At 41.7% G+C, this 22,158-nt stretch carries 19 protein-coding genes; 8 read left to right on the top strand and 11 right to left on the bottom strand.

What is annotated here, in order from left to right:
* Nucleotides 1-6: 6 nt before the first annotated feature.
* From H605_RS0114670 to speD, 5 genes are read right to left on the bottom strand one after another with little or no spacing between them, the layout of a single operon-like run.
* Nucleotides 7-1,206: a saccharopine dehydrogenase family protein gene (locus H605_RS0114670; protein WP_029054916.1), complete on the bottom strand. Its 1,200-nt coding sequence runs from the start codon at nt 1,204-1,206 to the stop codon at nt 7-9.
* Nucleotides 1,199-2,083 (bottom strand): agmatinase, encoded by an 885-nt coding sequence (speB, locus tag H605_RS0114665; RefSeq protein ID WP_029054915.1) that lies wholly within the window; start codon nt 2,081-2,083, stop codon nt 1,199-1,201. Before speB ends, H605_RS0114670 begins: the two co-directional genes overlap by 8 nt.
* A complete protein-coding gene (gene speE / locus H605_RS0114660; protein ID WP_029054914.1) occupies nt 2,073-2,924 on the bottom strand; it encodes a polyamine aminopropyltransferase in 852 nt (283 codons plus the stop codon). The genes speB and speE overlap by 11 nt, the downstream gene beginning before the upstream one ends.
* Nucleotides 2,924-4,408, bottom strand: a complete 1,485-nt coding sequence (locus tag H605_RS0114655; protein ID WP_418346949.1) for an aminotransferase class I/II-fold pyridoxal phosphate-dependent enzyme — start codon at nt 4,406-4,408, stop codon at nt 2,924-2,926. Before H605_RS0114655 ends, speE begins: the two co-directional genes overlap by 1 nt.
* Entirely contained in the window at nt 4,389-5,213 is an 825-nt protein-coding gene (speD, locus tag H605_RS0114650) for an adenosylmethionine decarboxylase (RefSeq protein WP_029054912.1), read from the bottom strand. Before speD ends, H605_RS0114655 begins: the two co-directional genes overlap by 20 nt.
* A gap of 382 nt (nt 5,214-5,595) precedes the next feature.
* Between speD and H605_RS0114645 the strand changes: the two genes are divergently transcribed.
* Entirely contained in the window at nt 5,596-6,003 is a 408-nt protein-coding gene (locus tag H605_RS0114645; protein WP_029054911.1) for a PaaI family thioesterase, read from the top strand.
* An 86-nt stretch (nt 6,004-6,089) separates the two neighbouring features.
* Here the strand turns inward: H605_RS0114645 and H605_RS18740 are convergent, their stop codons facing one another.
* Nucleotides 6,090-6,245 carry a DUF1540 domain-containing protein gene (locus H605_RS18740; RefSeq protein WP_081657962.1) on the bottom strand — a complete coding sequence of 52 codons (156 nt, stop codon included), beginning with the start codon at nt 6,243-6,245 and terminating at the stop codon, nt 6,090-6,092.
* Nucleotides 6,246-6,340: 95 nt separating this feature from the next.
* Between H605_RS18740 and H605_RS0114635 the strand changes: the two genes are divergently transcribed.
* The gene (locus H605_RS0114635) at nt 6,341-7,657 is read left to right on the top strand and encodes a cytochrome P450 (RefSeq protein WP_029054910.1); all 1,317 of its coding nucleotides are present in this window, start codon (nt 6,341-6,343) and stop codon (nt 7,655-7,657) included.
* A gap of 74 nt (nt 7,658-7,731) precedes the next feature.
* Here the strand turns inward: H605_RS0114635 and H605_RS0114630 are convergent, their stop codons facing one another.
* The 4 genes from H605_RS0114630 to H605_RS0114620 form a co-directional block, all read right to left on the bottom strand.
* Entirely contained in the window at nt 7,732-9,465 is a 1,734-nt protein-coding gene (locus H605_RS0114630; protein ID WP_037562186.1) for an AAA family ATPase, read from the bottom strand.
* Nucleotides 9,466-10,287: 822 nt separating this feature from the next.
* Nucleotides 10,288-10,509, bottom strand: coding sequence for a hypothetical protein (locus H605_RS19260; RefSeq protein ID WP_155979547.1), 222 nt, complete (start codon nt 10,507-10,509; stop codon nt 10,288-10,290).
* Nucleotides 10,510-11,021: 512 nt separating this feature from the next.
* A complete protein-coding gene (locus H605_RS0114625) occupies nt 11,022-11,561 on the bottom strand; it encodes a GDYXXLXY domain-containing protein (protein ID WP_029054908.1) in 540 nt (179 codons plus the stop codon).
* Complete coding sequence (locus tag H605_RS0114620) at nt 11,551-12,633, bottom strand: DUF2157 domain-containing protein (protein WP_029054907.1); 1,083 nt, start codon at nt 12,631-12,633, stop codon at nt 11,551-11,553. Before H605_RS0114620 ends, H605_RS0114625 begins: the two co-directional genes overlap by 11 nt.
* A 244-nt stretch (nt 12,634-12,877) precedes the next feature.
* On the opposite strand from H605_RS0114620, the gene efeO reads away from it, so the two are divergent.
* The 6 genes from efeO (at nt 12,878) to wrbA (ending at nt 21,525) form a co-directional block, all read left to right on the top strand.
* The gene (gene efeO / locus H605_RS0114615) at nt 12,878-13,726 is read left to right on the top strand and encodes an iron uptake system protein EfeO (protein WP_029054906.1); all 849 of its coding nucleotides are present in this window, start codon (nt 12,878-12,880) and stop codon (nt 13,724-13,726) included.
* A gap of 4 nt (nt 13,727-13,730) precedes the next feature.
* Complete coding sequence (gene efeB, locus H605_RS0114610) at nt 13,731-15,008, top strand: iron uptake transporter deferrochelatase/peroxidase subunit (RefSeq protein WP_029054905.1); 1,278 nt, start codon at nt 13,731-13,733, stop codon at nt 15,006-15,008.
* A complete protein-coding gene (locus H605_RS0114605) occupies nt 14,983-16,731 on the top strand; it encodes an FTR1 family protein (protein WP_029054904.1) in 1,749 nt (582 codons plus the stop codon). The genes efeB and H605_RS0114605 overlap by 26 nt, the downstream gene beginning before the upstream one ends.
* A 354-nt stretch (nt 16,732-17,085) precedes the next feature.
* A complete protein-coding gene (locus tag H605_RS0114600) occupies nt 17,086-18,900 on the top strand; it encodes an assimilatory sulfite reductase (NADPH) flavoprotein subunit (protein ID WP_029054903.1) in 1,815 nt (604 codons plus the stop codon).
* Nucleotides 18,901-18,924: 24 nt separating this feature from the next.
* Nucleotides 18,925-20,649: an assimilatory sulfite reductase (NADPH) hemoprotein subunit gene (cysI, locus tag H605_RS0114595; RefSeq protein ID WP_029054902.1), complete on the top strand. Its 1,725-nt coding sequence runs from the start codon at nt 18,925-18,927 to the stop codon at nt 20,647-20,649.
* A 264-nt stretch (nt 20,650-20,913) separates the two neighbouring features.
* Nucleotides 20,914-21,525, top strand: coding sequence for an NAD(P)H:quinone oxidoreductase (gene wrbA, locus H605_RS0114590; RefSeq protein WP_029054901.1), 612 nt, complete (start codon nt 20,914-20,916; stop codon nt 21,523-21,525).
* Between the two features lie 338 nt (nt 21,526-21,863).
* Here the strand turns inward: wrbA and H605_RS0114585 are convergent.
* A partial coding sequence (locus H605_RS0114585; RefSeq protein WP_029053427.1) for an integrase core domain-containing protein occupies nt 21,864-22,158 on the bottom strand: 295 nt, incomplete at its 5' end.

The following is a 22,158-nucleotide window of genomic DNA, read 5'->3' as shown; positions in this document are numbered from 1 at the left end:
TTCACCTCAGTCTATCAAAGTTGGGTTGAAGTCTTCGTGCCAAGGTAAACCATACTTATTCAACGCATCCATGAATGGATCTGGATCGAATTCTTCAATATTGAAGACCCCCGGCTTTTTCCACTTGCCTGTTAACATCATCATCGCACCGATCATAGCTGGTACACCTGTTGTATAGGAAATAGCTTGTGATCCTACTTCACGATAGCACTCTTGGTGATCACAAATATTGTATACGTAATACGTTTTTGGCTCGCCGTCCTTCGTACCTTGATAGATACAACCGATATTCGTTTTTCCTTTCGTACGCGGTCCGAGAGAAGCGGGGTCCGGTAGTACAGCTTTTAAAAATTGTAGTGGAACGATTTGTTGACCTTCGAATTCAATCGGTTCGATGGACGTCATACCCACATTTTCAAGTACACGTAAATGCATCAAATACTTTTCGGAGAACGTCATCCAGAAACGAATTTTATTTACACCAGTAATATTTTTTGCTAATGATTCAAGTTCCTCATGGTATAGCAAGTAGACATCTTTTGGTCCGATTTCAGGTAAATCATAGACACGTTTCACTTCAAGAGGTTCTGTTTCGATGAACTCTCCATTTTCGTAGTAGCGTCCGTTTGCAGTGATTTCACGGATGTTGATTTCCGGGTTAAAGTTAGTTGCAAAGGGATAGCCATGGTCGCCTGCGTTGGCATCCACGATATCAATCGTATGGATTTCATCGAAGTAATGCTTCAATGCGTAAGCGGAGAACACACCGGTTACGCCAGGGTCGAAACCGCTGCCGAGCAAGGCAGTAATACCTGCTTGCTCAAACTTCTCTTTATAAGCCCACTGCCATTTATATTCAAATTTTGCTGTATCAAGTGGCTCGTAGTTTGCCGTATCCAGATAGTCCACATTTGTTTCAAGGCATGCATCCATAATCGTCAAATCCTGATAAGGCAATGCGACATTAATGACGATATCCGGTTTGAATTCATTGATTAACGCGACGAGTTCAGGCACGTTGTCTGCATCTACTTGTGCAGTTTGGATTTTCGTTCGTCCACCATCTAGCTTGTCTTTCAATGCATCACATTTTGATTTCGTCCTACTTGCGATACAGATTTCTTCAAATACATCTGGTACCTCACAACACTTATGCACAACCACACTTGCTACACCGCCAGCTCCAATAATTAATGCTTTACCCATTAAAGACACCACCCATTTCGTTATTTTTATTTATTGCAATTGTTAATTCACGCAACACTTTACAAGCAACTGCGGTTGATACACCACTTTGATCATAGACAGGGGACAACTCATTAATATCACAGGCAACGATATTCAAATCGCTGACTGTCAAAATCGCATTTAGCAATTCAACAAAGCTTACGCCACCCGCTTCCGGTGTACCGGTTCCAGGGAATACGGAAGGATCCAGTACATCCAGATCGATTGTCAAATAGACGGGTTTACCTTGTAGTTTTTCAACTGTATTTTCAAGACCATCAAAATTAAATTTATTCATGAAGACATGCTGCTGAGCCGCCCATTCGAATTCAGGACGATCACCTGAACGAATGCCGTATTGAAAGATTTTCTTATCGCCGAGCAAGTCCCAGATTCTGCGTATAACCGTGGCATGGGATAGACGCTGATCCAAATAATCTTCACGCAAATCTGTATGTGCATCGAATTGAATAACATGCAGATCCGGGTACTTTTCCGCAGCAGCACGTACAGCCCCGAGAGTCACTAAATGTTCACCGCCAATCATGCAAGGGATTTTCTCATCCTTCAAAACAAGTGAAGTGAACTCTTCAATTTGCTCGAGAGCACGTTCCGTATTACCAAAACTCAGTTCCAAATCACCGCCGTCGAATAATGCGTAATCCGTTAAATCAGCTTCTTGATAAGGACTGTATGTCTCGAGACCAAATGACTCACTACGCATCACTTTACTGGCGAATCGCGTGCCAGGACGAAAAGAGGTTGTAGAATCAAAAGGAGCACCGAAAATTACGAATGAAGAATCCTTGTAGTCTGCATCGAAACCTAAAAATGTTTCTATATTTTTATTTAGCATGAATCAGTAACTCCTTAACATAATTTGGCAAGGCGAACGAGCCGACATGCAGTTTTGTATTATAATATTTTGTTTGTAAACCAAGTGCATTCCAGGCATCAGAATCCAAATCTTCTATTGGGTCATATTTCTTAGAAGCCAATCCGAACAGCCAGTGCCCTGATGGATAGGTTGGAATATGTGCTTGATAGACTTTAGAAACGGGGAAGAACCCCATAATACTTTTATGTGCTCGCTGCATACCGCGTGCGTCTTCGGCGTAGAAAGGACTTTCATGCTGATTCACAAGAATGCCTTGTTCGTTCAAAGCTTTATAGCAATTGCCATAAAACTCTTTCGTAAAGAGACCTTCACCCGGACCGAATGGGTCGGTGGAATCGACAATAATCAAGTCATAGGCATTTTCTTGCTGGCGGACAAATTTTAGACCGTCTTCAAAATATAGCGTAACGCGCGGATCCGTCAGTTGCGCTGCCGTTTGCGGTAAAAACTCCTGGCATACTTTCACAACCTGCTCATCAATCTCCACCATGTCTATTTTTTTGATTGAGGGATAGCGCGTCAATTCCCGTACGGTGCCACCATCACCTGCACCTATAACCAACACTTTCTGGATGGACGGATTGGTGGCCATTGGTACGTGAACAATCATATCGTGATAAATGAATTCGTCTTTCTCCGTCACCATGACATAGCCATCCAATGTCAAAATTCTACCGAACTCTGTTGTCTGAAAGACATCAATCTTCTGGAATTCACTCGTCGCAGTATATAAATGTTCTTCAACGCGAAAGGAAAAGCGGGCATATGGTGAATGATCTTCAGTAAACCATAAGTTCATCAAACATCCTCCTTTACTACGTTAATATAATTTACATTCGAATCTTCGGTACCTGTTAGGAAACACCCTTTGTCTTTGCAATAGTTGATATATTCAATTATTTCATTTGTGATTCGTTCCCCAGGTGCCACAATGGGGATGCCGGGTGGGTAACACATGACGAATTCGCTTGCGACTCGTCCTGCAGATTCAGCTAGCAATACTATCTCCTTATCAGCGTAAAATGCCTGTTGGGGTGACTGAACAATTTCTGGATTAATATATTCATGGTCGAATAAAGAACTAGGATCCTTTTTATAACGACGATTGATTTCCGCTAGTGCCGCAACCAGTCGTTCAAGATCCAGCGTGCGATCTCCGACTGAAATATAGGCGAGGATATTTGCTACGTCTCCGAATTCGATTTGGATATCGTATTCATCACGTAAAATATCATACACTTCAATCCCTGCGAGTCCCATTTGGCGCGTGTGAATCGACAGTTTGGACTCATCGAAATCATAGACTGTATCACCGTTGATCAATTCTTTGGAATAAGCATAATAGCCACCTATCTGGTTGACTTCATCACGAGTATACTGCGCCATTTTAATCACTTTATCGAAGATTTCCTGACCGTATAGTGCGAGGTTTTTACGTGAAATATCCAATGACGACATCAATAGATAAGACCCACTCGTAGTCTGCGTCAGGTTAATAATCTGTCGCGTATAGCCTTCACTTACATCATTATTAATTAATAAAAATGAGCTTTGCGTTAAAGATCCGCCTGATTTATGCATACTGATAGAGGCCATATCCGCGCCGACGGACATCGCGGAAGCAGGCAATTTATCATTAAAATAAAAATGTGTACCATGTGCTTCATCCACTAACACGAGCATACCATGTGCATGTGCTAGTTCAGTAATGGCTTGAAGATTGGAGCAGATACCATAATAGGTTGGATTATTAATAAGAATCGCTTTAGCATCAGGGTGATCCACGATTGCTCTCCTTACTTCATCCAACGCCATGCCGAGTGGAATGCCAAGATCTACTTGCACTCCAGGATTCACGTAAATAGGAACAGCTCCACTTAAGATTAAAGCGTTGATGGCGCTGCGATGAACATTTCGTGGCATGATGATCTTCTCTCCAGCTTTACAAGCGGTCATGACCATAGCTTGTACGGCAGAGGTCGTCCCATTTACTAGCAAGAAGGCGTGCTTTGCGCCAAACGCTTCTGCTGCCAACTCTTCTGCTTCATGTATGACAGAGACAGGGTGACATAAATTATCGAGAGGTTTCATGGAATTCACGTCATGATGCAAGCAAGTCTCCCCGAGGAAGTCCGCAAGCTCTTTATTGCCACGGCCATGTTTGTGTCCGGGAACATCAAAAGGAACGACACGTGCTTCTTGATATTGCTGCAAAGCTTCCATAATTGGAGCGCGATGTTGTGATAATTTCAATAGTCTCTCCTCACTCATTTTCATAGACATTGGAACCGCTGTAAATTTCAATCATCTCTTTGCGGAGATTATGAGAGATTAGAAGACGTTCTTTCGGCGGTATTTCTGAAACGTCTTTGTTAAATAGGTAATCTTGCAAATCAATCTCTTTAATGAGTAATTTCGTATGGAATATATTCGCTTGATAAACATTTATATCGATTGCGTCATACATTTGCAATGTTTTCTCGTCAATGAAGTCTTGGATTGATGTAATCGCATGATCCATAAAGAGTTTTTTACCGTCGACTGATCGTGTAAATCCACGTACGCGATAATCTGCGGTAATGATATCCGAATCAAAGCTTCCAATGAGATAGTCGAGCGCATTTAATGGAGAAATCTCCCCACACGTCGACACATCTATATCTACACGAAACGTCGCAATGGAGTTATCGGGATGATACTCGGGATACGTATGGACGGTCACGTGGCTTTTGTCCAAATGACTAACGACGGAGTCTTTATCGGGTAAGATGGGAATCGCACCTTGATTGCAGGAAGGATCAATTTGTGATGCAGGGAATTTCTCCTCTGAAATCATCAACGTTACACTAGCACCTTGCGGGTCGTAGTCTTGTTTACTGACATTCAATACATGGGCACCAATCATTTCGGTGACATCATAGAGAATTTTCGTTAAACGTTCCGAATTGTATTGCTCATCTATATAGGCGATATACTCACTTTGCTCTCTTCTACTTTTTGCATAGCTCACATCATAAATGTTGAAGCTAAGAGTTTTGGTGAGGTTGTTAAAGCCGTAGAGCTTCAGCTTATTTTCCAACCGTAACATCCATCCTTTCTATATAAAATGTTTAAAGTCATGTTCACATAAAAAAGTCCCTCTCCAATCCACATGAAATAGTACCAACATGACAGATTGGAGAGGGACCTTTACTCTGTTTCGCTTGTTGATATAAGAATAGAGAGGATCTCTATTCCATTACATAACAGGTGATTGGATTGGCATAATGCTCACAGGTACTCTTCCTAAATTAAAAAACTTATGAAATTGACTTCATTATAAAGGAAATAGATTCAAAAATATATACTTTTTATTAAAATAATTAGAAATAGAAATATTATCGTGTAAGATAAATTGCTTTGAATTGTCGTCAGACTACCTTTACGATATGGTATATAAAACAATCACTACATTTTCGGGAGGTAATGAAATGAACGATACGACAGTGGAATACTTGGCACAAGTTCGACAAGATTTCGAGACAAGTCCTTTTTGGAAATTTGCAGGTCTGCAAACACAAAAATTAGAAGCGGGTAATGTGGAATTATATTTACCTTATCGTCAAGACTATGATAATGTACGCGGAACCATTCACGGTGGTATGTATATGTCCGTTCTCGATACGACGATGGGAATGCTTTGTCGTTCAATGGGTGCAAATGATGTTATGACGATACAAATGGCAACGCAATTTCTAAAGCCGGTCGTTCAAGAATCTGTCTATTCAAAAGCTGCCGTCATCAATAGAACACGCTCTACAGCTTTGGTTGAAGGAACGTTATTCAACGAGAAGGATGAATTGGTTGCTCATTGTACTGCTACGTTCAAGTTGAAATAATTGTTATGAACTGGGAAGCAATACATAAGTGTCTAGCTATAATTAAAAAGCAGCCAAGCATAAAAGCCTGGCTGCTGCTAGGTGGATTATCCTTTTGGAATGAACGTACCACAATCTGTTTCGGCTGAGTCTTTTGCTTTTCTTCCTTTTCGTGAAATCACTTTGATTTCGTCTGCTCCACACTGATTACCTGCTTCCCAAAAATGACAGTTCGTTACTTCACATAATACGTCTTTTGCCAATTGACCCACCTCCTTTTGACTAGCATATCCAGAAACACTGCATACATACAGGAGAAAGGGAAATGGTGCATTATGACAACCTTGGAGGAGATTTCATGGTTACTGTACAAGATATTGCGACTCCACGTTTACAGAATTACTTGGAATTCATGCGTGACCCTATAGCTTTTTTTACGCGAGTACAGCCGATTGGCGATGTGATTTCATTGAAGACGGGCATTTCCCCGACGTTTGTGGTCAACAGTCCGGAAGCTATTCGAGAAATCTTGATTCGTCAAGACCAGTCATTTATTAAAGGCCGGACCACGACTGTGTTGCAGAGAACTGTGGGAAAAGGTTTACTGACGACGGAAGGTGAGCGGCATGCGACGCAGAGGAAATATATCCAACCGGCGTTCTATAAAGATGCACTAGAGCGCTACGCCCATGCCATCATTGATGAAACGGAGAAGCTAGGTGAGCGTCTTGAGCATGAACAGGAAGTGGATATGCATACTGTTATGATGCGTTTGACACTGTCGATCATTACGCGAACGATGTTCTCAACAAACGTCTCGGAAGAGGAGAAAGAGCTTGCGGATGCTGTCACGACAACGATTGAGCAAAGCGTCAAAATTTTATTCAGTCCCGTGATGATTCCTGCTTCAGTTCCGACTAAAGCCAACTTGAAACATAAAGAAGCAATACAGACACTCGAAGCAATGATTGAAGAAGTGTTAATGGCTGCGAAAGACCATCCTGAATGGTTTGAAGATTCGTTGCTTGGCATGATGATGGCGGTGACAGATGAGAACGGAAACAGATTGCGGGACAGAGAAGTACGTGATCAGATGATGACCATGTTGCTTGCGGGTCATGAAACGACAGCAAACTTATTGGGCTGGTTATTTGCTGAAATTGCAAGGCATCCTGAAGTAGAGAGACGTCTAATAGATGAATTGGAAACTGCAGAATTGAGAGGTAATCCATTTAATTGGATGCGGGAATTACCGTATACACAGCAAATTATTGATGAAGGCTTGCGGCTTTATCCTCCTGCCTGGCTGATATATCGGGAACTTGACGAACCTGTTGAGATGTTCGGAAGATCTTTTAAAGAGGGAAGCACGTTTATGATCTGTCCGTATGCGGTTCATCGAAATGAAGAGGTGTTCCCGAATCCAAGTGCATTTGACCCGGATCGGTTTGCAGCAGGTAATAAGTATGCGCCATTTAGTTACATTCCGTTCGGTGGCGGCTCCCGCAGTTGCATCGGTTCAAGATTTGCGATGCTTGAAGCGACACTCATTTTGACGGTGCTATATAAGAAGTTTTTATTTCATAATGTTCGATTGCAAGCGCCCGTTCCAGAACCGTTGATTTCATTACGGATAAAAGATGGTTGGCCGATGAAGGTAGAAAAGCGCGGATGACTGACGCAAACAATCGTCCGTGTCATAAAAAGAAACAGCGACCATCAATAAGATGATCGCTGTTTTGCTAGTTATCAGATAAACACTACCGCATCTTTAGGAGTCGGTAACTCGACAATGCGCTGCACTTCGTCACCTTCAAGCGTTTCTTCTTTATATAGTGCATTGACCAATTCTTCAAATTGATACGCGTGCTCCTTAATGAGCGTTTCCGTCTTTTTCGCGGCTTGATTAAATAGCATTTGCATTTTTTCTTCTCTATCAGCTTTATTGAAGATCAAAGAAAATCCTTCTTGGAACAATCCAGTGTTCACCATACGCTCAAGAATATCTTTGGCCTGTTCCACGTCGCCTCCAACACCAATACTGTGCTCACCTAAATAGAGGCGCTCTGCAATGCCACCCGCTAAGATCATACTGACTTGATCAAGCAATTCGCTGGCTGTAGATAAATGCAATTCCTTTTGAATAGGGGCTACATAACCGAGTGCTTGACCTCTTGGAATGATCGTCGCTTTTCTCACAGAACCTGGCTTTGTTAGAGCAGCGATGATGGCGTGCCCGGATTCGTGAATGGCTACGCGACGCTTCGTTTCTTGATCGCTTAACGTACGCGCTGTATTTCCAAGGATTGTGCGGTCAATTGCAAAATCCAAATCATGCTTCTCGATTAGTTTCCGACCTTCGCGAATGGCGCGGCGGCTAGCTGTTTCGAACAAACTGCTAATTTCTGCACCGGAAAAACCTGAAGTGCTGTCTGCAAGTGTATCAAGAGACGCTACAACATTAGGTGCCAGCGTTCTGCCATTTGTATGGATATCGATAATTTCGCGACGTCCTTTTGTGTCTGGCAATTGAACATGAAAAGTAAAGTCAATACGTCCTGGACGCAAGAATGCATCATCCAGCATATCTTTTCGATTCGTTGCGGCAATGAATAATATACCGTCGTTATCATTTCCACCATCAAGTTGAACGAGCAATTCAGTTAACGTCTTTTCAGATTCTTCTCCGCCGTGTTCTTTTCGTTTTCCAGCCAATGCGTCTACTTCATCTATAAAGATGACGGCAGGACGTTGCTTACGGGCATTTTCGAAAAGTGTACGAACGCGTGAAGCACCAACACCTACAAATAATTCTGTAAAGGCTGCACCACTTGAGGAATAAAAAGTAGCTCCTATTTCTTTTGCGATTGCTTGAGCTAATAATGTTTTACCAGTCCCCGGAGGTCCATACAGTAAAATACCTTGAGGCAATGCAATGCCCATATCTTTCGCTGCTTCAGGATTTTTGAATACTTCTAACGTCTGTAGGATTTCTTCTTTCATTTCTTGAGGGATTCCGCCGATATCAGCCATTGTAATGTCAGGAAGCGGAGTCGCTTTTGATGCCTGGTGTTTCATAGCTGACGCACCAATATTAAGCTTACCTTTTTTGTGAAGAATGAAAAGTGTCAAAAGAGCCGCAAATATAAGCCCACCAAAAATCCAACTACCCGCCGAACTTTCTGCTTTATATTGATAAGACACATTATATTTCTGTACCAAGTCATCCACTAATGTACTTTGTGGACGCACCATCGTGCTGTATGTTGTGTGATCTATAGTGATCGATAACTTTCCTTTGGCCGTTTCATTTAGTAAGACACTAGCACCTGATTGTTCAGCAATCAGTTTTTCCATCTGAGCAAAGGATACTTCTTTTCCTCCAGTGGATTGTAAATAGTTCCAAGTGACACCTGCAACAATCGCCGTGACAAAGAGGGCTACGACTAAAATCTTTGATGCTAATTTTGAAATAGGCTTCAAGGCCAGCTCCAGCTCCTTTAGTGAATTACCTAAATTATACGTAGAAACAGTAGTTTTGAACAGTGTATAAATTGAATAAATAGTTACAAATTCAAGAAGGTGTGTGGAAATACCTAAAGAAGAAGCTATGGACGTTGCATTTCTAGTCCGTTCACTGGTGGTAGAGTGGCACTAAGCGGACTGATAAAATAAGTAATAGCGTACCTTACCCAACCTGCAAACATGGTTGGTGGAAAGACTATGCTGCTGCAGGTCTTGTTCACTTTTGGTTGGGGGGTTGCTCGACTGTTTGTTGGGGACCGAAGTTACTGAGTGTTCGTTTTCTGGACCCGCGCAGGCACGTGGGGGATTGCCTACAGCCAGGAGCCAGCTGGCGGTGGTGCTGCCAGTTGTCTCATGGCCACGGCCTACCCCGCAGTTGTGCCTGCGCTACTGAGTGGTAGTTATTTTGGTTGTGGTTTTAAGTAGGATAGCAAAATGATAAATTGCGTACAGTACCCAACCTAGAAACGCGGTTGACGGAAAGACTAGGCGGCTGCGGGGCTTTGTCACTCTTTGTTGGGGCGTTGCTCGACCGGCTGTTAGGCACTGAAGTTAGTGAGTGTTCGTCTTTTTGACCCGCGCAGGCACGTGGGGGATTGCCTCCAGCCAGGAGCCAGCTGGCGGTGGTGCTGCCAGTTGTCTCATGGCCACGGCCTACCCCGCAGTTGTGCCTGTGCTACTGAGTGGTGTTTATTTTGGTTGTGGTTCTAATATGAAAAAATATCAGCTACATCATGATATCTAGTATGTATTGCTTGCGAAAGAAGTCTACGAACTGCCCTACACTCGACGCAACGAAGGCGCCTGCTGTGGTAGGCGTAGCGAGGAGACAGAGACAGGTGCACTTCCTGTCTGTGGCTCATCGCGAGAGCCATCCACCAGCGCCGTAGTGGGGACAATGAACTTGCCACTTAGATCGCCAGCTAAACCACAACCCCCTAATTGAACAGGAAAAAGAAAAGCATATGCAAGAACCACAACCGTACGCCGCTTATTAGGCATGCTAAATAAAAACGGAATACAAAAGCACTTCGACGATTAAAATAACTAGACGAACTGCCCTACACCTAATGCAACGAAGGCGCCTGCTGTGGCTCATCGCGAAAGCCATCCGCCAGCGCCGAAGTGGGGACAATGAACTTGCCACTTAGATTGCCAGCTAAACCACAACCTCCAGATCAAACAGGAAATGCACGTGCAAGAACCACAACCCAACGCCGCTTATTACGTACGCTTTACAGAAACATAATCCGTAGTCACTTAAGCACATATTCCTTTAAAAACAACTATATGAACTGCCTACCCGCAATCCAACGAGTAGCTCTGTACAAAACAAACAATTAAATGATCTTGCCGAACCACTACCAATGCCGCTTACTCCATACCATGCACCTTACCCAAAGGCGGCTTCTTACTATCTTCAAAACAATACAAACTCAAAAAAAGAAACCATTACTAGAAAACGTGTTTCCCACGACTTCCAGCAACAGCTTCCACAATTTTAATAAAGTGACCTATTTAGGCCGTACATTTTCTAACACAGCAAAACCACCACGAACTTTTATGTCAGCGAGCAACTGACCTTTACGGGATAGATCTTCCAACTGCATACCTGTGTTTTCAGCTACATAGAAACGATCAGGAAGGAAGTTTGCGAAATACATCTGATTTTCATCGATATTATGTTCGCCGTAGTAGTACATATCTCCTTTTAAAAATAACCCATCGCTTGGTTTCTTATGTGTAACGGTCTTCAAACCATATAGATCTCCTTCTTCTAGCTGCAATACAGCATATACCGTCAGCTTTCCAGTATCATGTTTGGAGAATTCTTTAATGAGCGCAGGGTCAAGATCTTCTTTGGAGAATTCTTCAATTGCAAACTGAAGACTGACATAATCACCATAAAGAATATCGCGTGGGTCAACGGGCACTGTTTCCAGTGTGATAGTTTCACCAGTATTCACTGTGTATAAAGGCTTCCAAGTCATCGCTAATAGAAGTATGATTGGGACGATTAAGGCTAAAAGAAATAGATTCCGTTTATTCTTCATGACGTTTCACCGTCTCTCGTCGTGATTTTTCAAACCAGAATCCAAAACCGATTAACAGTAAACCGCCTATGATGAAAAATAATGATTTTGGCATGAAATTATATGAGATATCCGTGTAATAGCGGTAGATTAACGCACATGTGATCAAAATAGCTGGTAAGCTGTTTTTCTTTAGAAGATAAAGCAATAAGATAACGAATACAGCAGTGAAGATGTAAGGTGCAGAATCTCCGAATCGTAAATCCTCCCATATGAACGGGAAAGTCAGCATAATACCCGTGATTCCAAATAGTACGGAACCCGCCCAAGAAGACTCTGTACGATAATGTTTGAGAGGTGCGAGTGCAAGAAGCACACCTAATACAAAGACAATCAATACAGAAATCCATTCATCCACATGGAAGAACTCTAACATATTGACGATAAAAGCCACACTAAGCAAAACATTCATGACGAACAACGAACTCTTTCTTCCGAATCGCATTTCATTCATCCAGAATAGTAGAGGAATCAATAGGAACAACCAAAAGGGATCGAAGCTTCCTACTGCATAAGCTGTGAAAGCACTAAAGCTATAGATTGTGAAAAATGCACTAGCGAATACAGCAAGCAATTGATCTTTTAGATAGTAGGCTAGTGGCAAGATGCCGATCCCCCATAATAGGAAGTCCGTATATACAGTATGTTGTAAATGAAAGCTTTGGCCAATTAGGAATATCCCCGCACCAAAAATAGCAGCCCCGATATAGTACATACTGCGAGATGTTCGTTCGTAATCTCTTTCAAGCTTATATCCTGCAAAGTATGCCAAGATCATGCCGGCAACAATTAATCCAAACTTAAAGAATGGCGTCAGCCCTGCCCAGTTGCCTGCGATAAAACTCAGTATCCCGACCCCGACTAATATAGCTCCGAAAGCTAGCAAGATTCTCACGAAATTAGTGCTACCTTTAGCTTCATATAGCGAGAGCATTTCGTTAGCATCTGCTTCTTTCATTTTGCCTTGCTGTTGTAAAAAAGAAAACTCTTGTTGCAAGAAAGTGAATTGTTGTTTACTGACACTTCTCTTCACACTGATTCCCTCCCTTCATACTAGTTACTAAGTAGACGAATCAAGTTATTATATGTTACAGAATATGAAGAATGAAAAGAGTCCTACAGAAATTATCTAGTAGAATTAAGTATCTCGCATATTTATCAAAAACACAATAAATCCTAGAAAAATACATATATAACCTTTAATTTCCTATTGACATCCTCTTGAGAACGATTATCATTGATAACATAAAACTAAACAGTAGGAAGTAGGAAGAAATATGAAACAAACACTCGTAACTGCCTTCGCTTTAACAACAGGAATTTTACTATCAGGCTGTGGAACAACTGAAGAATCTACTGAAAAAGCACCAGCAGCGACTGAAGAAGTAGACTTAACTGCTGAAACAGATGCATATAAAGAGTTTGCGCTTGAACAAATGGATGAATTCGTGCTGGACACAGAAAAATTCGTCACTGCTGTTAAAGCGGGAGATATAGAAGAAGCAAAGAAAATTTATCCCATCGCTAGAATGTATTTTGAACGCTCTGAACCGATTGCAGAAAGCTTTGGAGATTTAGATCCCCGAATCGATGCACGTCTTGCAGATATTCAAGAAGAGGGTCAAGGAGAAGAAGAATGGTCTGGCTATCATAAAATTGAATACGGTCTATGGGTGGAAAATACAACTGAAGGGTACGCAGAGATTGCAGATCAATTGCTTAAGGATGCAAAAGAACTACGTGCACGTGTAGAAACCGTTGAAGTGTCACCCGATTTGATGATCACAGGGGCAGTCGATTTATTGAATGAAGTCTCTACTTCTAAAATTACTGGTGAAGAAGAAATTTATTCTCACACTGATCTATATGACTTCAAAGCAAATATTGAAGGCGCGGAAAAAATCTATGAAATTTTGAAAGATCAGATGGTAGCAAAAGATCAGCAACTAGTCGATGAACTCGAAACTAAATTCGAAACAATTAATAGTCTGCTTGCGGAATATGAAGATGGCAATGGCGGCTATATATCCTATGAGGAATTAACAAAAGAAGATACAAAATCGCTATCAGAAGCGGTAAATCAACTAGGTGAACCATTAAGTATGATGGGCATCGTAACGGAGTGATCCTATGACTGACCGAACTGAAGAAAAATTCTATGATAAGAAAATTTCGCGTCGTCAAATGCTGAAGTATACAGGAGCAGGTGCAGCTGGTGTGGCAATCGGCGCATCGGGCCTTGGCGGTGTTCTCAAAGTATTCGGAATGGTAGAGGAAGAAGATAATCCACGCTCAAAAAATAAGTTCAATTTCTATGGAAAGCACCAATCTGGAATCGCAACTGAATGTCAAAGTTACGTATATTTTGCTTCGTTGAATGTCTTGGTGAATTCACAACAAGAATTGATGGATTTATTTAAAATGTGGACTCCCATTGCTGTACGCATGATGAATGGCGAACAGATTGATGGTCAGACTTCCAATATGCTCATCCCAGCACAAGATACAGGAGAGTCAGTCGGGTTGGACGCTTCGAACTTAACGCTGACATTTGGTGTAGGTCCGTCACTATTTGAAAGAGAGTCTTTAAGTTTAGCATCAAAAAAACCTGCTGAACTGAAAGATTTGCCACACTTTCCAAAAGATCAGCTAGATCCAGCGTATACAGGTGGAGATATTTGTATTCAAGCATGTGCGGATGATCCACAAGTTGCGTTCCACGCGGTTCGAAACTTAGTGCGTGCAGCTTCAGGAAAAGTATCATTAAAATGGACACAGGCAGGCTTTAATTCCTTTCCAATGAAAGGTAAGAAAAAAGAGACGCCAAGAAATTTATTTGCGTTTAAAGATGGTTCAGTCAATCCTAATGGATCAAAAGAAGCCGAGATGAATGAAGTTGCTTGGATCGATGCAGGTCAATCAAAAGGTTGGATGACCAATGGTACGTACATGGCTGTTCGTCGAGTTCAGATGCATTTGGAAACATGGGATAGAACAGCTCTGCAGGAACAAGAAGCCACATTTGGCCGTCATCGCGATACGGGAGCGCCAATAGGTAAGGAAAAAGAGATGGACGAAGTAGATTTGGAGGAAAAGGATTCAAACGGTGAGTATGTGATCTCCGAAGCTTCCCATGTGCGTTTGGCTAAGAAATCCAAACAGAAAATTTACCGTCGTTCATTTTCCTATAGTTCGGGCGTTATGGATTCAACTGGTACATTTGATGCGGGTTTATTGTTCATCTCGTTCCAAAAAGATCCCAAACAATTTATCGCAATCCAAAACAGTTTTGGTCGTGAAGATAAATTAAATGAATATATTACTCATCGTGGCAGTGCGTTATTCGCCTGCTTCCCTGGAGTTCAAAAGGGAGGCTTTATCGGTGACTCACTCTTCTCGATTATATAAATGGATTGCGGTTATATTAATTGTCATATTAATGCCAATCCGTCCAGCATTCGCTGACACGGAAACCAATTATAGTGATCTCTATATTTCCATCAGTGATTCGATTATGCAAACGAAAAAAGCGAATGATGCAGAAGCGGTAGCATCTTTACAAGAATTCAAAACGATTTGGCAACAACAGAAGCTAGAGAGTTCGGAGTTCACAAAAGAGATCGATAAAACATTAAAACAAGCATTGCAAGCAGACTCAGAAACACGCGGTACGCTATTAAGTTCATTATCTAAAGCCTTACATGAATTAGAAAAGTCGGAAAATCCAGTGGATGAACTAGCTGAACGCGAGAAATTCGGTCAATTGATGGAACCAGCCCTCACAGAATTAGACGAAGCTATCGAGTCGGGTTCGTTAGAAGAAATTGAACAAGCAAATCAGCAATTTATTTCTACCTGGACACGCAATGAACGTCCGGTGCGTGAGCAAAGTATTTCGGCGTATGGTGCAATTGAAACGAGTATGGCATTCATGAGAATCACGTTGGCAGAAGAAGAACCTGATCTTGAAATGTTGAGGACGCAATTTGATGATGTAACTGTCAAGATAGATCAGTTCGTCAGTGGGACGTTGAAAGAGACAGCAACCGAAGACTATTCTTTGACAACATTGACGGCACTGTTAGATAAAAGTTCAGACTCATTACAAAATGAAGAGCTGGATGACGCCAAGAAGTCATTGCGCGAGTTCATTAAAATTTGGCCGAATGTGGAAGGGGAAGTGCGTACGAAAAATGCCTCCCTTTATTCAGAGCTTGAAAATGAATTGCCATTGATGATCGGTCAATTGTCGAATAGCGACTATGATCTTGAAAAGGCCGAACGTCAGTTACAAAATTTCAAACAGCAAATTGCCTTACTGCAAACAAATGACAGCTTCAGCTTTTGGGATTCTGCACTGATTTTATTGCGCGAAGGTCTTGAAGCATTGTTAATCATTATGGCGTTATTATCATTCTTAACGAACGCTAAACAACAAGCTATGCGTAAATGGGTATATGTTGGTGCGGGTGCTGGCCTAGCACTTAGTATCGTAGTTGCGATTATGATGTCCACGGTATTACAATCTGTCACGATAGGCAATGATCGTGAAATGATGGAAGGCTATGTGGGTCTCGTGGCGGCTGCACTGATGATCGGTGTCGGTATTTGGATGCACCAAAAATCCAACGTCGCATCTTGGAATCGTTATATATCTAAACAAATGGGTCAAGCAATTTCAAAAGGAAGCGTACTCGCCATGGCTTCTGTCAGCTTCCTTTCTGTATTTAGAGAAGGTGCGGAAACGATTGTCTTCTATGCAGGGATTGCGCCAAAGATGTCCACTATGAAATTTGTGATGGGTATATTGCTAGCAGTTGTCATATTGGCGATCGTCGCGGTCGTCTTCATGAAACTCAGTCATCGTGTTCCGATCCACCGCTTCTTTGCAGTGGCAACGATATTGATTTATGTGCTAGCATTCAAGATTATTGGCGTCAGTCTGCATACATTGCAGTTAACGAACGTGATCAACACAACGGTACAACCTCGCTTGCCGATTATTGACTTTATTGGTTTTTATCCGACCAATGAAACGATCATGGCACAACTTGGTTTACTAATCATTATCCTAGTAGCTGCCTGGATACGAAGAGCAGGTAACCGTTTCAAAGCACAACATTCGAATTAACGAGACAAGGATGTCCCAGAACCTCGGGGCATCCTTTTTTTGCATTATTAAGTTCGAAATCAAAGTGTGTTAGCAATATTAGATGATTTTTTATTAACAAGCGAATTGCAACGAAAGGTAAGGGTCACGCCCATGGGAAAGCGTCCCCTCCGAAGCGCAAATCCCCACCCCAACAAAAATTCCAACCACTCTATTTCTACAAAGTTTACTTTACTATATTAAATGCCTACTTGACTAATAGGATTAATCATAATACAATGAAATCATCTTAAAAATAGTTGTCAGTCTAGTCAGATTTTCTGCAACATTAAGCGATTATAAAAAATACAATAAGAGGTTGCGAGGGTGATGAATATGGCGTTACAAGTATCGAACAGTCCTTTTAGTGAAGAACAAGTGGAATTGCTCAATCGTTTATTACCGAGCATCACAGAAACACAGCAAAGTTGGCTGAGTGGTTATTTAACAGCTATCAGCTCAGCTTCAGTACCATCGGGTGGCGTCGCTGTATTAGAGCGTCCCGCTATAGAAGTTCCGACGGCAGTAAAAGAAATAACTGTACTTTATGGCTCCCAAACAGGCAACGGGCAGGGAATCGCAGAACAAGCGGCAGCTAAGTTAAAAGAACAATCTTTTGATGTGACCATCCAGTCCATGAATGATTTTAAACCGAATAACCTGAAGAAAATCGAAAACCTATTACTTGTCGTCAGTACGCACGGAGAAGGAGACCCACCTGACACGGCCTTACCATTTTTTGAGTTTTTGCATGGAAAACGTGCCCCAAAACTAGATCATCTCCATTATTCAGTATTGGCACTTGGCGATAGCTCGTATGAATTCTTCTGTAAGACGGGCGCTGACTTCGATCAGAAACTATCTGACCTTGGCGCTGTTCAGTTAGCACCACGTGTAGATTGTGATTTGGATTATGATGAGCCAGCAGCACAGTGGCTAGCTGCGGTGGAAGTTTCATTGGAAATCCAAACGGGCGGTCAAGCAGCTGCAGCTAGTGTAGAAGTCGAAACTACATCTTCTACTCAGTATTCACGCACGAATCCATTTAATGCAGAAGTACTTGAAAATATTAACCTAAACGGCCGTGGTTCTAATAAAGAAACGCGTCACGTAGAGATTTCATTAGAAGGCTCTGGGCTGACATATGAACCAGGCGATAGTGTAGGGATTTTCCCAACGAATAATTCCGACTTAATCGATGAGATTATTAAAGTAGGGGATTGGAATGCAGAAGAAACAGTAGAAATTAACTCACAAGGAGAGCGCCGTGCTTTACGCATTGCTTTACTGAATCACTTAGAAGTTACCGTATTGACTAGACCGTTACTTGAAAAACTATCAAATTACTCTAAGTCAGAAGAGTTGAAGCGACTTCTAAATAAAGAAAATACGGATGAACTTCGTGCGTATGTCGATGGACGAGATTTACTGGATGCATTAACGGACTTCGGACCAGTAGAAGCTTCAGAACAACAACTGGTGGGAATTCTTCGTAAATTGCCAGCGAGATTATATTCAATTGCAAGTAGTCTAGAAGCGAATCCAGAAGAAGTGCATCTGACAATTGGTGTTGTTCGTTACGAAGCGCATGGTCGCGACAGACAAGGCGTTTGCTCTATCCAATGTGCAGAAAACCTTGAGCCAGGAGATACATTACCAATCTATATCCATAAAAATTACAATTTCCGTTTACCTGCTAATTCCGGAACGCCGATCATCATGATAGGGCCTGGAACGGGTATCGCACCATTCCGTTCATTCATAGAAGAACGTAGTGAAACAGGAGCAGAAGGAAAGTCTTGGTTGTTCTTTGGAGATCAGCATTATGTGACAGATTTCTATTATCAGACTGAATGGCAAAATTACGTGAAGGATGGTGCGTTAACACGCCTCGATGTAGCCTTTTCACGTGATACGGATGAAAAAGTATATGTACAGCACCGTATGAAACAAGCAAGTCAAGAACTGTACCAATGGATTGAAGAAGGTGCAGTGATTTATGTATGTGGTGATGAACAGAACATGGCAAAAGACGTCCACGCGACTTTGCTGGAAATCCTTCAACAAGAAGGCGGCAAATCACTTGAAGAAGCCGAAGCGTTCATTACACAGTTAGTTCAAGAAAAACGCTATCAGAGAGATGTCTATTAAGTAATTCAGAAGGGGAGTGGAAGCATGTCTTCAACAACAAAACCGATTCATATACAAGATGGAGCACCGAGTGATGTAGAAGAAATTAAAATTGAAAGTGATTACTTGCGTGGAAATCTCATTGAAACGATGAATGATTCCATCAGTTCAGGAATTCCAGATGATGATAACCGTCTAATGAAATTCCACGGTAGTTATTTGCAGGATGATCGAGATTTACGGGTAGAGCGTCAGCGTCAAAAGTTAGAGCCGGCCTATCAGTTCATGATCCGTGTGCGGACGCCTGCTGGTTTCGCTACGCCAAAACAATGGCTTGTTATGGATGAACTGGCACATAAATATGGTAACGGCACATTAAAGTTAACGACACGCCAAGCATTCCAAATGCATGGGATTTTGAAGTGGAATATGAAAAAGAATATCCAGGAAATGAATGACGCGCTACTGGATTCTATTGCGGCTTGTGGTGACGTTAACCGAAACGTCATGTGCAGCCCCAATCCGAATCAGTCATCCGTTCACGCGGAAATATACGAGTGGTCGAAGAAATTAAGCTTGGATTTACTGCCACAAACAACGGCTTATCATGAAATTTGGTTGGATGAGGAAAAGGTTGTGGATACGGCAGGGGAAGAGGTAGAGCCAATCTACGGCGCGACGTATTTGCCTAGAAAATTCAAGATTGGAATTGCGGTACCTCCAATGAATGATATTGATGTATTTTCTCAAGACATTGGGTTGATTGCGATAGTAGAAGACGAAAAATTAGTCGGCTTCAACGTTGCTGTAGGTGGCGGTATGGGAATGGCGCATGGTGATGAGCAGACGTACCCTCAGTTAGGTCGTCTGATTGGATTCGTACCTACAGATCAAGTAGTAGATGTAGCGAAGCACTTGATGATGATCCAGCGTGACAACGGAAATCGTTCCGTGCGAAAGTATGCACGCTTCAAATATACGATTGATTCTCGGGGACTAGATTGGCTGATTAGTGAACTTCATAGCCGTCTGGGCTGGGAATTGGAAGAAACGCGCCCTTATCACTTTGATCATAACGGGGATCGCTATGGATGGGTACCAGCTGAAAATGATCGTTGGAATTATACGTTCTTCATTGAAAACGGTCGTGTGCGTGATACAGAAAACTATAAATTGATGACCGCACTTCGTGAAATTGCCGAAATTCATACAGGTGATTTCCGTTTGAGTCCAAATCAAAACTTAGTATTGGGTGACGTAGCAGATTCAAATAAGAATAATATAGAAGAAATTATTGCGAAGTATGGTTTGGAGTCTCCAGCTGAACAGTCAGCATTACGTAGAAATTCCATGGCATGTGTAGCACTACCGACATGCGGTTTGGCGATGGCAGAAGCAGAACGTTATTTACCTTCACTGATTACAAAAATCGAAGGCTTACTTGACGAAGCTGGACTTGGCGATGAAGAGATCGTAACGCGTATGACAGGCTGCCCGAATGGATGTGCACGTCCAGCGATAGCGGAACTGGGCTTTATTGGTAAGGGACCAGGCAAGTATAATATGTACTTAGGTGGCGGCTTTACAGGGCAACGCTTAAGCAAGATTTATCGTGAAAATATTGGAGAAGAAGAAATATTAAGTGAGTTAGGACCGATATTGAAACGTTATGCGAAAGAACGCGATGATGGTGAACACTTCGGAGACTTTGTGATCCGCGCTGGAATTGTTGCGGAAACTACGGACGGAACAAATTTCCATAAGGTATAAATGGGTCAGTAGGGCAGCTAGAGTAAAATCTAGCTGTCCTTTTTGAATTGTAGTATTGGATTTTTAGAAAACTCACTAAGATATTTGTAAAGATAATCGGTTTATTGTTGCATTTCTATCTCATTTGTAAAGTAAGGGGCAGGTATGAAAATTATGTGGATGGAGATGATTAGTAATAGAAATAACGGGGAAAGGAAGAAGGAATAGGTTCTATTAGTATGAATTTAATGTAACAATATTGATCAAACTAAAGGAGATGTGTGAATGTCAAAAGTTAAGTTAGCGGTAATTTTTTACAGTATGGGTGGAACGAATTATCAATTAGCAAAGTGGGCAGAGGCAAGTGCGAAAGAAGCAGGTGCTGATGTGAAAATTTTAAAAGTACAAGAACTGGCTCCACAATCAGTAGTTGAAAATAATGATGTATGGAAAGCAACGGCTGATGCAACGAAAGATATTCCAGTAGCAACATCAGATGATATTGAATGGGCAGATGCTATTATTTTCAGTACGCCAACACGTTTTGGTAATATGGCTTCTCAGATGAAACAGTTTATCGATACGCAAGGTGGTATATGGGCAAAAGGTAAGACGATTAATAAGGTTGTAAGTGCCATGTCTTCGGCTCAAAACCCACATGGCGGTCAAGAAGCAACCATCCTATCACTATATACTTCGATGATGCACTGGGGTGCGATTATCGTTCCACCGGGATATTCGGATCCAGTAGTCTTTGGTGCAGGTGGAAATCCATATGGAACTAGCGTTACAGTCGGGTCGTCTGGTGAAATGATTGAAGATGTAGAAGCGGCTGTTAAACATCAAGCTAAACGTACAGTCACAGTAGCAGAGTGGGTTAAAAAAGGAATTCAATAAATAAATGTCATTGAAAAACTCTGTCTAAATAGGCAGGGTTTTTCTGTGTTCTTGATTGATCAATGAATTTAACTTTAAAAATAGTGTCCGAAATCACCTTGTAAGCATTTACTTGTTTATGTGCTAAAGCATTGCGGTATACTACTAATAACAAAGATATTCCAACAGTACCTGGCTTCATCTACACAAATGGAGACGCAGTAAACGTTAAATGTGATTCTTCTATGTCTGAAAAAAAAATTAAATCTTTCATGAACAAGTAATCGATTGAAAACTATATAAAAAGATCCTTAATTTAGACTGACCTAGCGATATGAGACACATATAAAACACCATGATTAGGCTGCTTTGACACCATATTTTATCGGTGTCAGGTAGCCTAATTTTTCTTGGATACGTTCTTCATTATAATAATTTAAATAGGCAATTACTCGTTCAACTACAATATTATTGCGTAATGAATTAAATTTAACGTATTGAAATTCTTCAGATTTCAGACTCGAATGAAATGATTCAATCACCGCATTGTCCCAACAGTTTCCTCGACGTGACATGCTGCCGATCAGGTCGTTATCCTTGATATAGGCTTGATACGCGTATGACGTATACACACTCCCTTGATCCGAATGTATA

Origin of the sequence: Sporosarcina ureae DSM 2281 (assembly GCF_000425545.1) — a bacterium.
GTDB lineage: Bacteria > Bacillota > Bacilli > Bacillales_A > Planococcaceae > Sporosarcina > Sporosarcina ureae.
The sequence above is the reverse complement of the archived record's forward strand: the minus strand, read 5'-3'. Positions and strand labels throughout refer to the sequence as shown.

Coding starts and splice junctions, on each gene's coding strand:
- H605_RS0114670 (WP_029054916.1), bottom strand. CDS start 1,206: ATGGGTAAAGCATTAATTATTGGAGCTGGCGGTGTAGCAAGTGTGGTT.
- speB (WP_029054915.1), bottom strand. CDS start 2,083: ATGCTAAATAAAAATATAGAAACATTTTTAGGTTTCGATGCAGACTAC.
- speE (WP_029054914.1), bottom strand. CDS start 2,924: ATGAACTTATGGTTTACTGAAGATCATTCACCATATGCCCGCTTTTCC.
- H605_RS0114655 (WP_418346949.1), bottom strand. CDS start 4,408: ATGTCTATGAAAATGAGTGAGGAGAGACTATTGAAATTATCACAACAT.
- speD (WP_029054912.1), bottom strand. CDS start 5,213: ATGTTACGGTTGGAAAATAAGCTGAAGCTCTACGGCTTTAACAACCTC.
- H605_RS0114645 (WP_029054911.1), top strand. CDS start 5,596: ATGAACGATACGACAGTGGAATACTTGGCACAAGTTCGACAAGATTTC.
- H605_RS0114635 (WP_029054910.1), top strand. CDS start 6,341: ATGGTTACTGTACAAGATATTGCGACTCCACGTTTACAGAATTACTTG.
- H605_RS19260 (WP_155979547.1), bottom strand. CDS start 10,509: ATGCCTAATAAGCGGCGTACGGTTGTGGTTCTTGCATATGCTTTTCTT.
- H605_RS0114625 (WP_029054908.1), bottom strand. CDS start 11,561: ATGAAGAATAAACGGAATCTATTTCTTTTAGCCTTAATCGTCCCAATC.
- efeO (WP_029054906.1), top strand. CDS start 12,878: ATGAAACAAACACTCGTAACTGCCTTCGCTTTAACAACAGGAATTTTA.
- efeB (WP_029054905.1), top strand. CDS start 13,731: ATGACTGACCGAACTGAAGAAAAATTCTATGATAAGAAAATTTCGCGT.
- H605_RS0114600 (WP_029054903.1), top strand. CDS start 17,086: ATGGCGTTACAAGTATCGAACAGTCCTTTTAGTGAAGAACAAGTGGAA.
- cysI (WP_029054902.1), top strand. CDS start 18,925: ATGTCTTCAACAACAAAACCGATTCATATACAAGATGGAGCACCGAGT.
- wrbA (WP_029054901.1), top strand. CDS start 20,914: ATGTCAAAAGTTAAGTTAGCGGTAATTTTTTACAGTATGGGTGGAACG.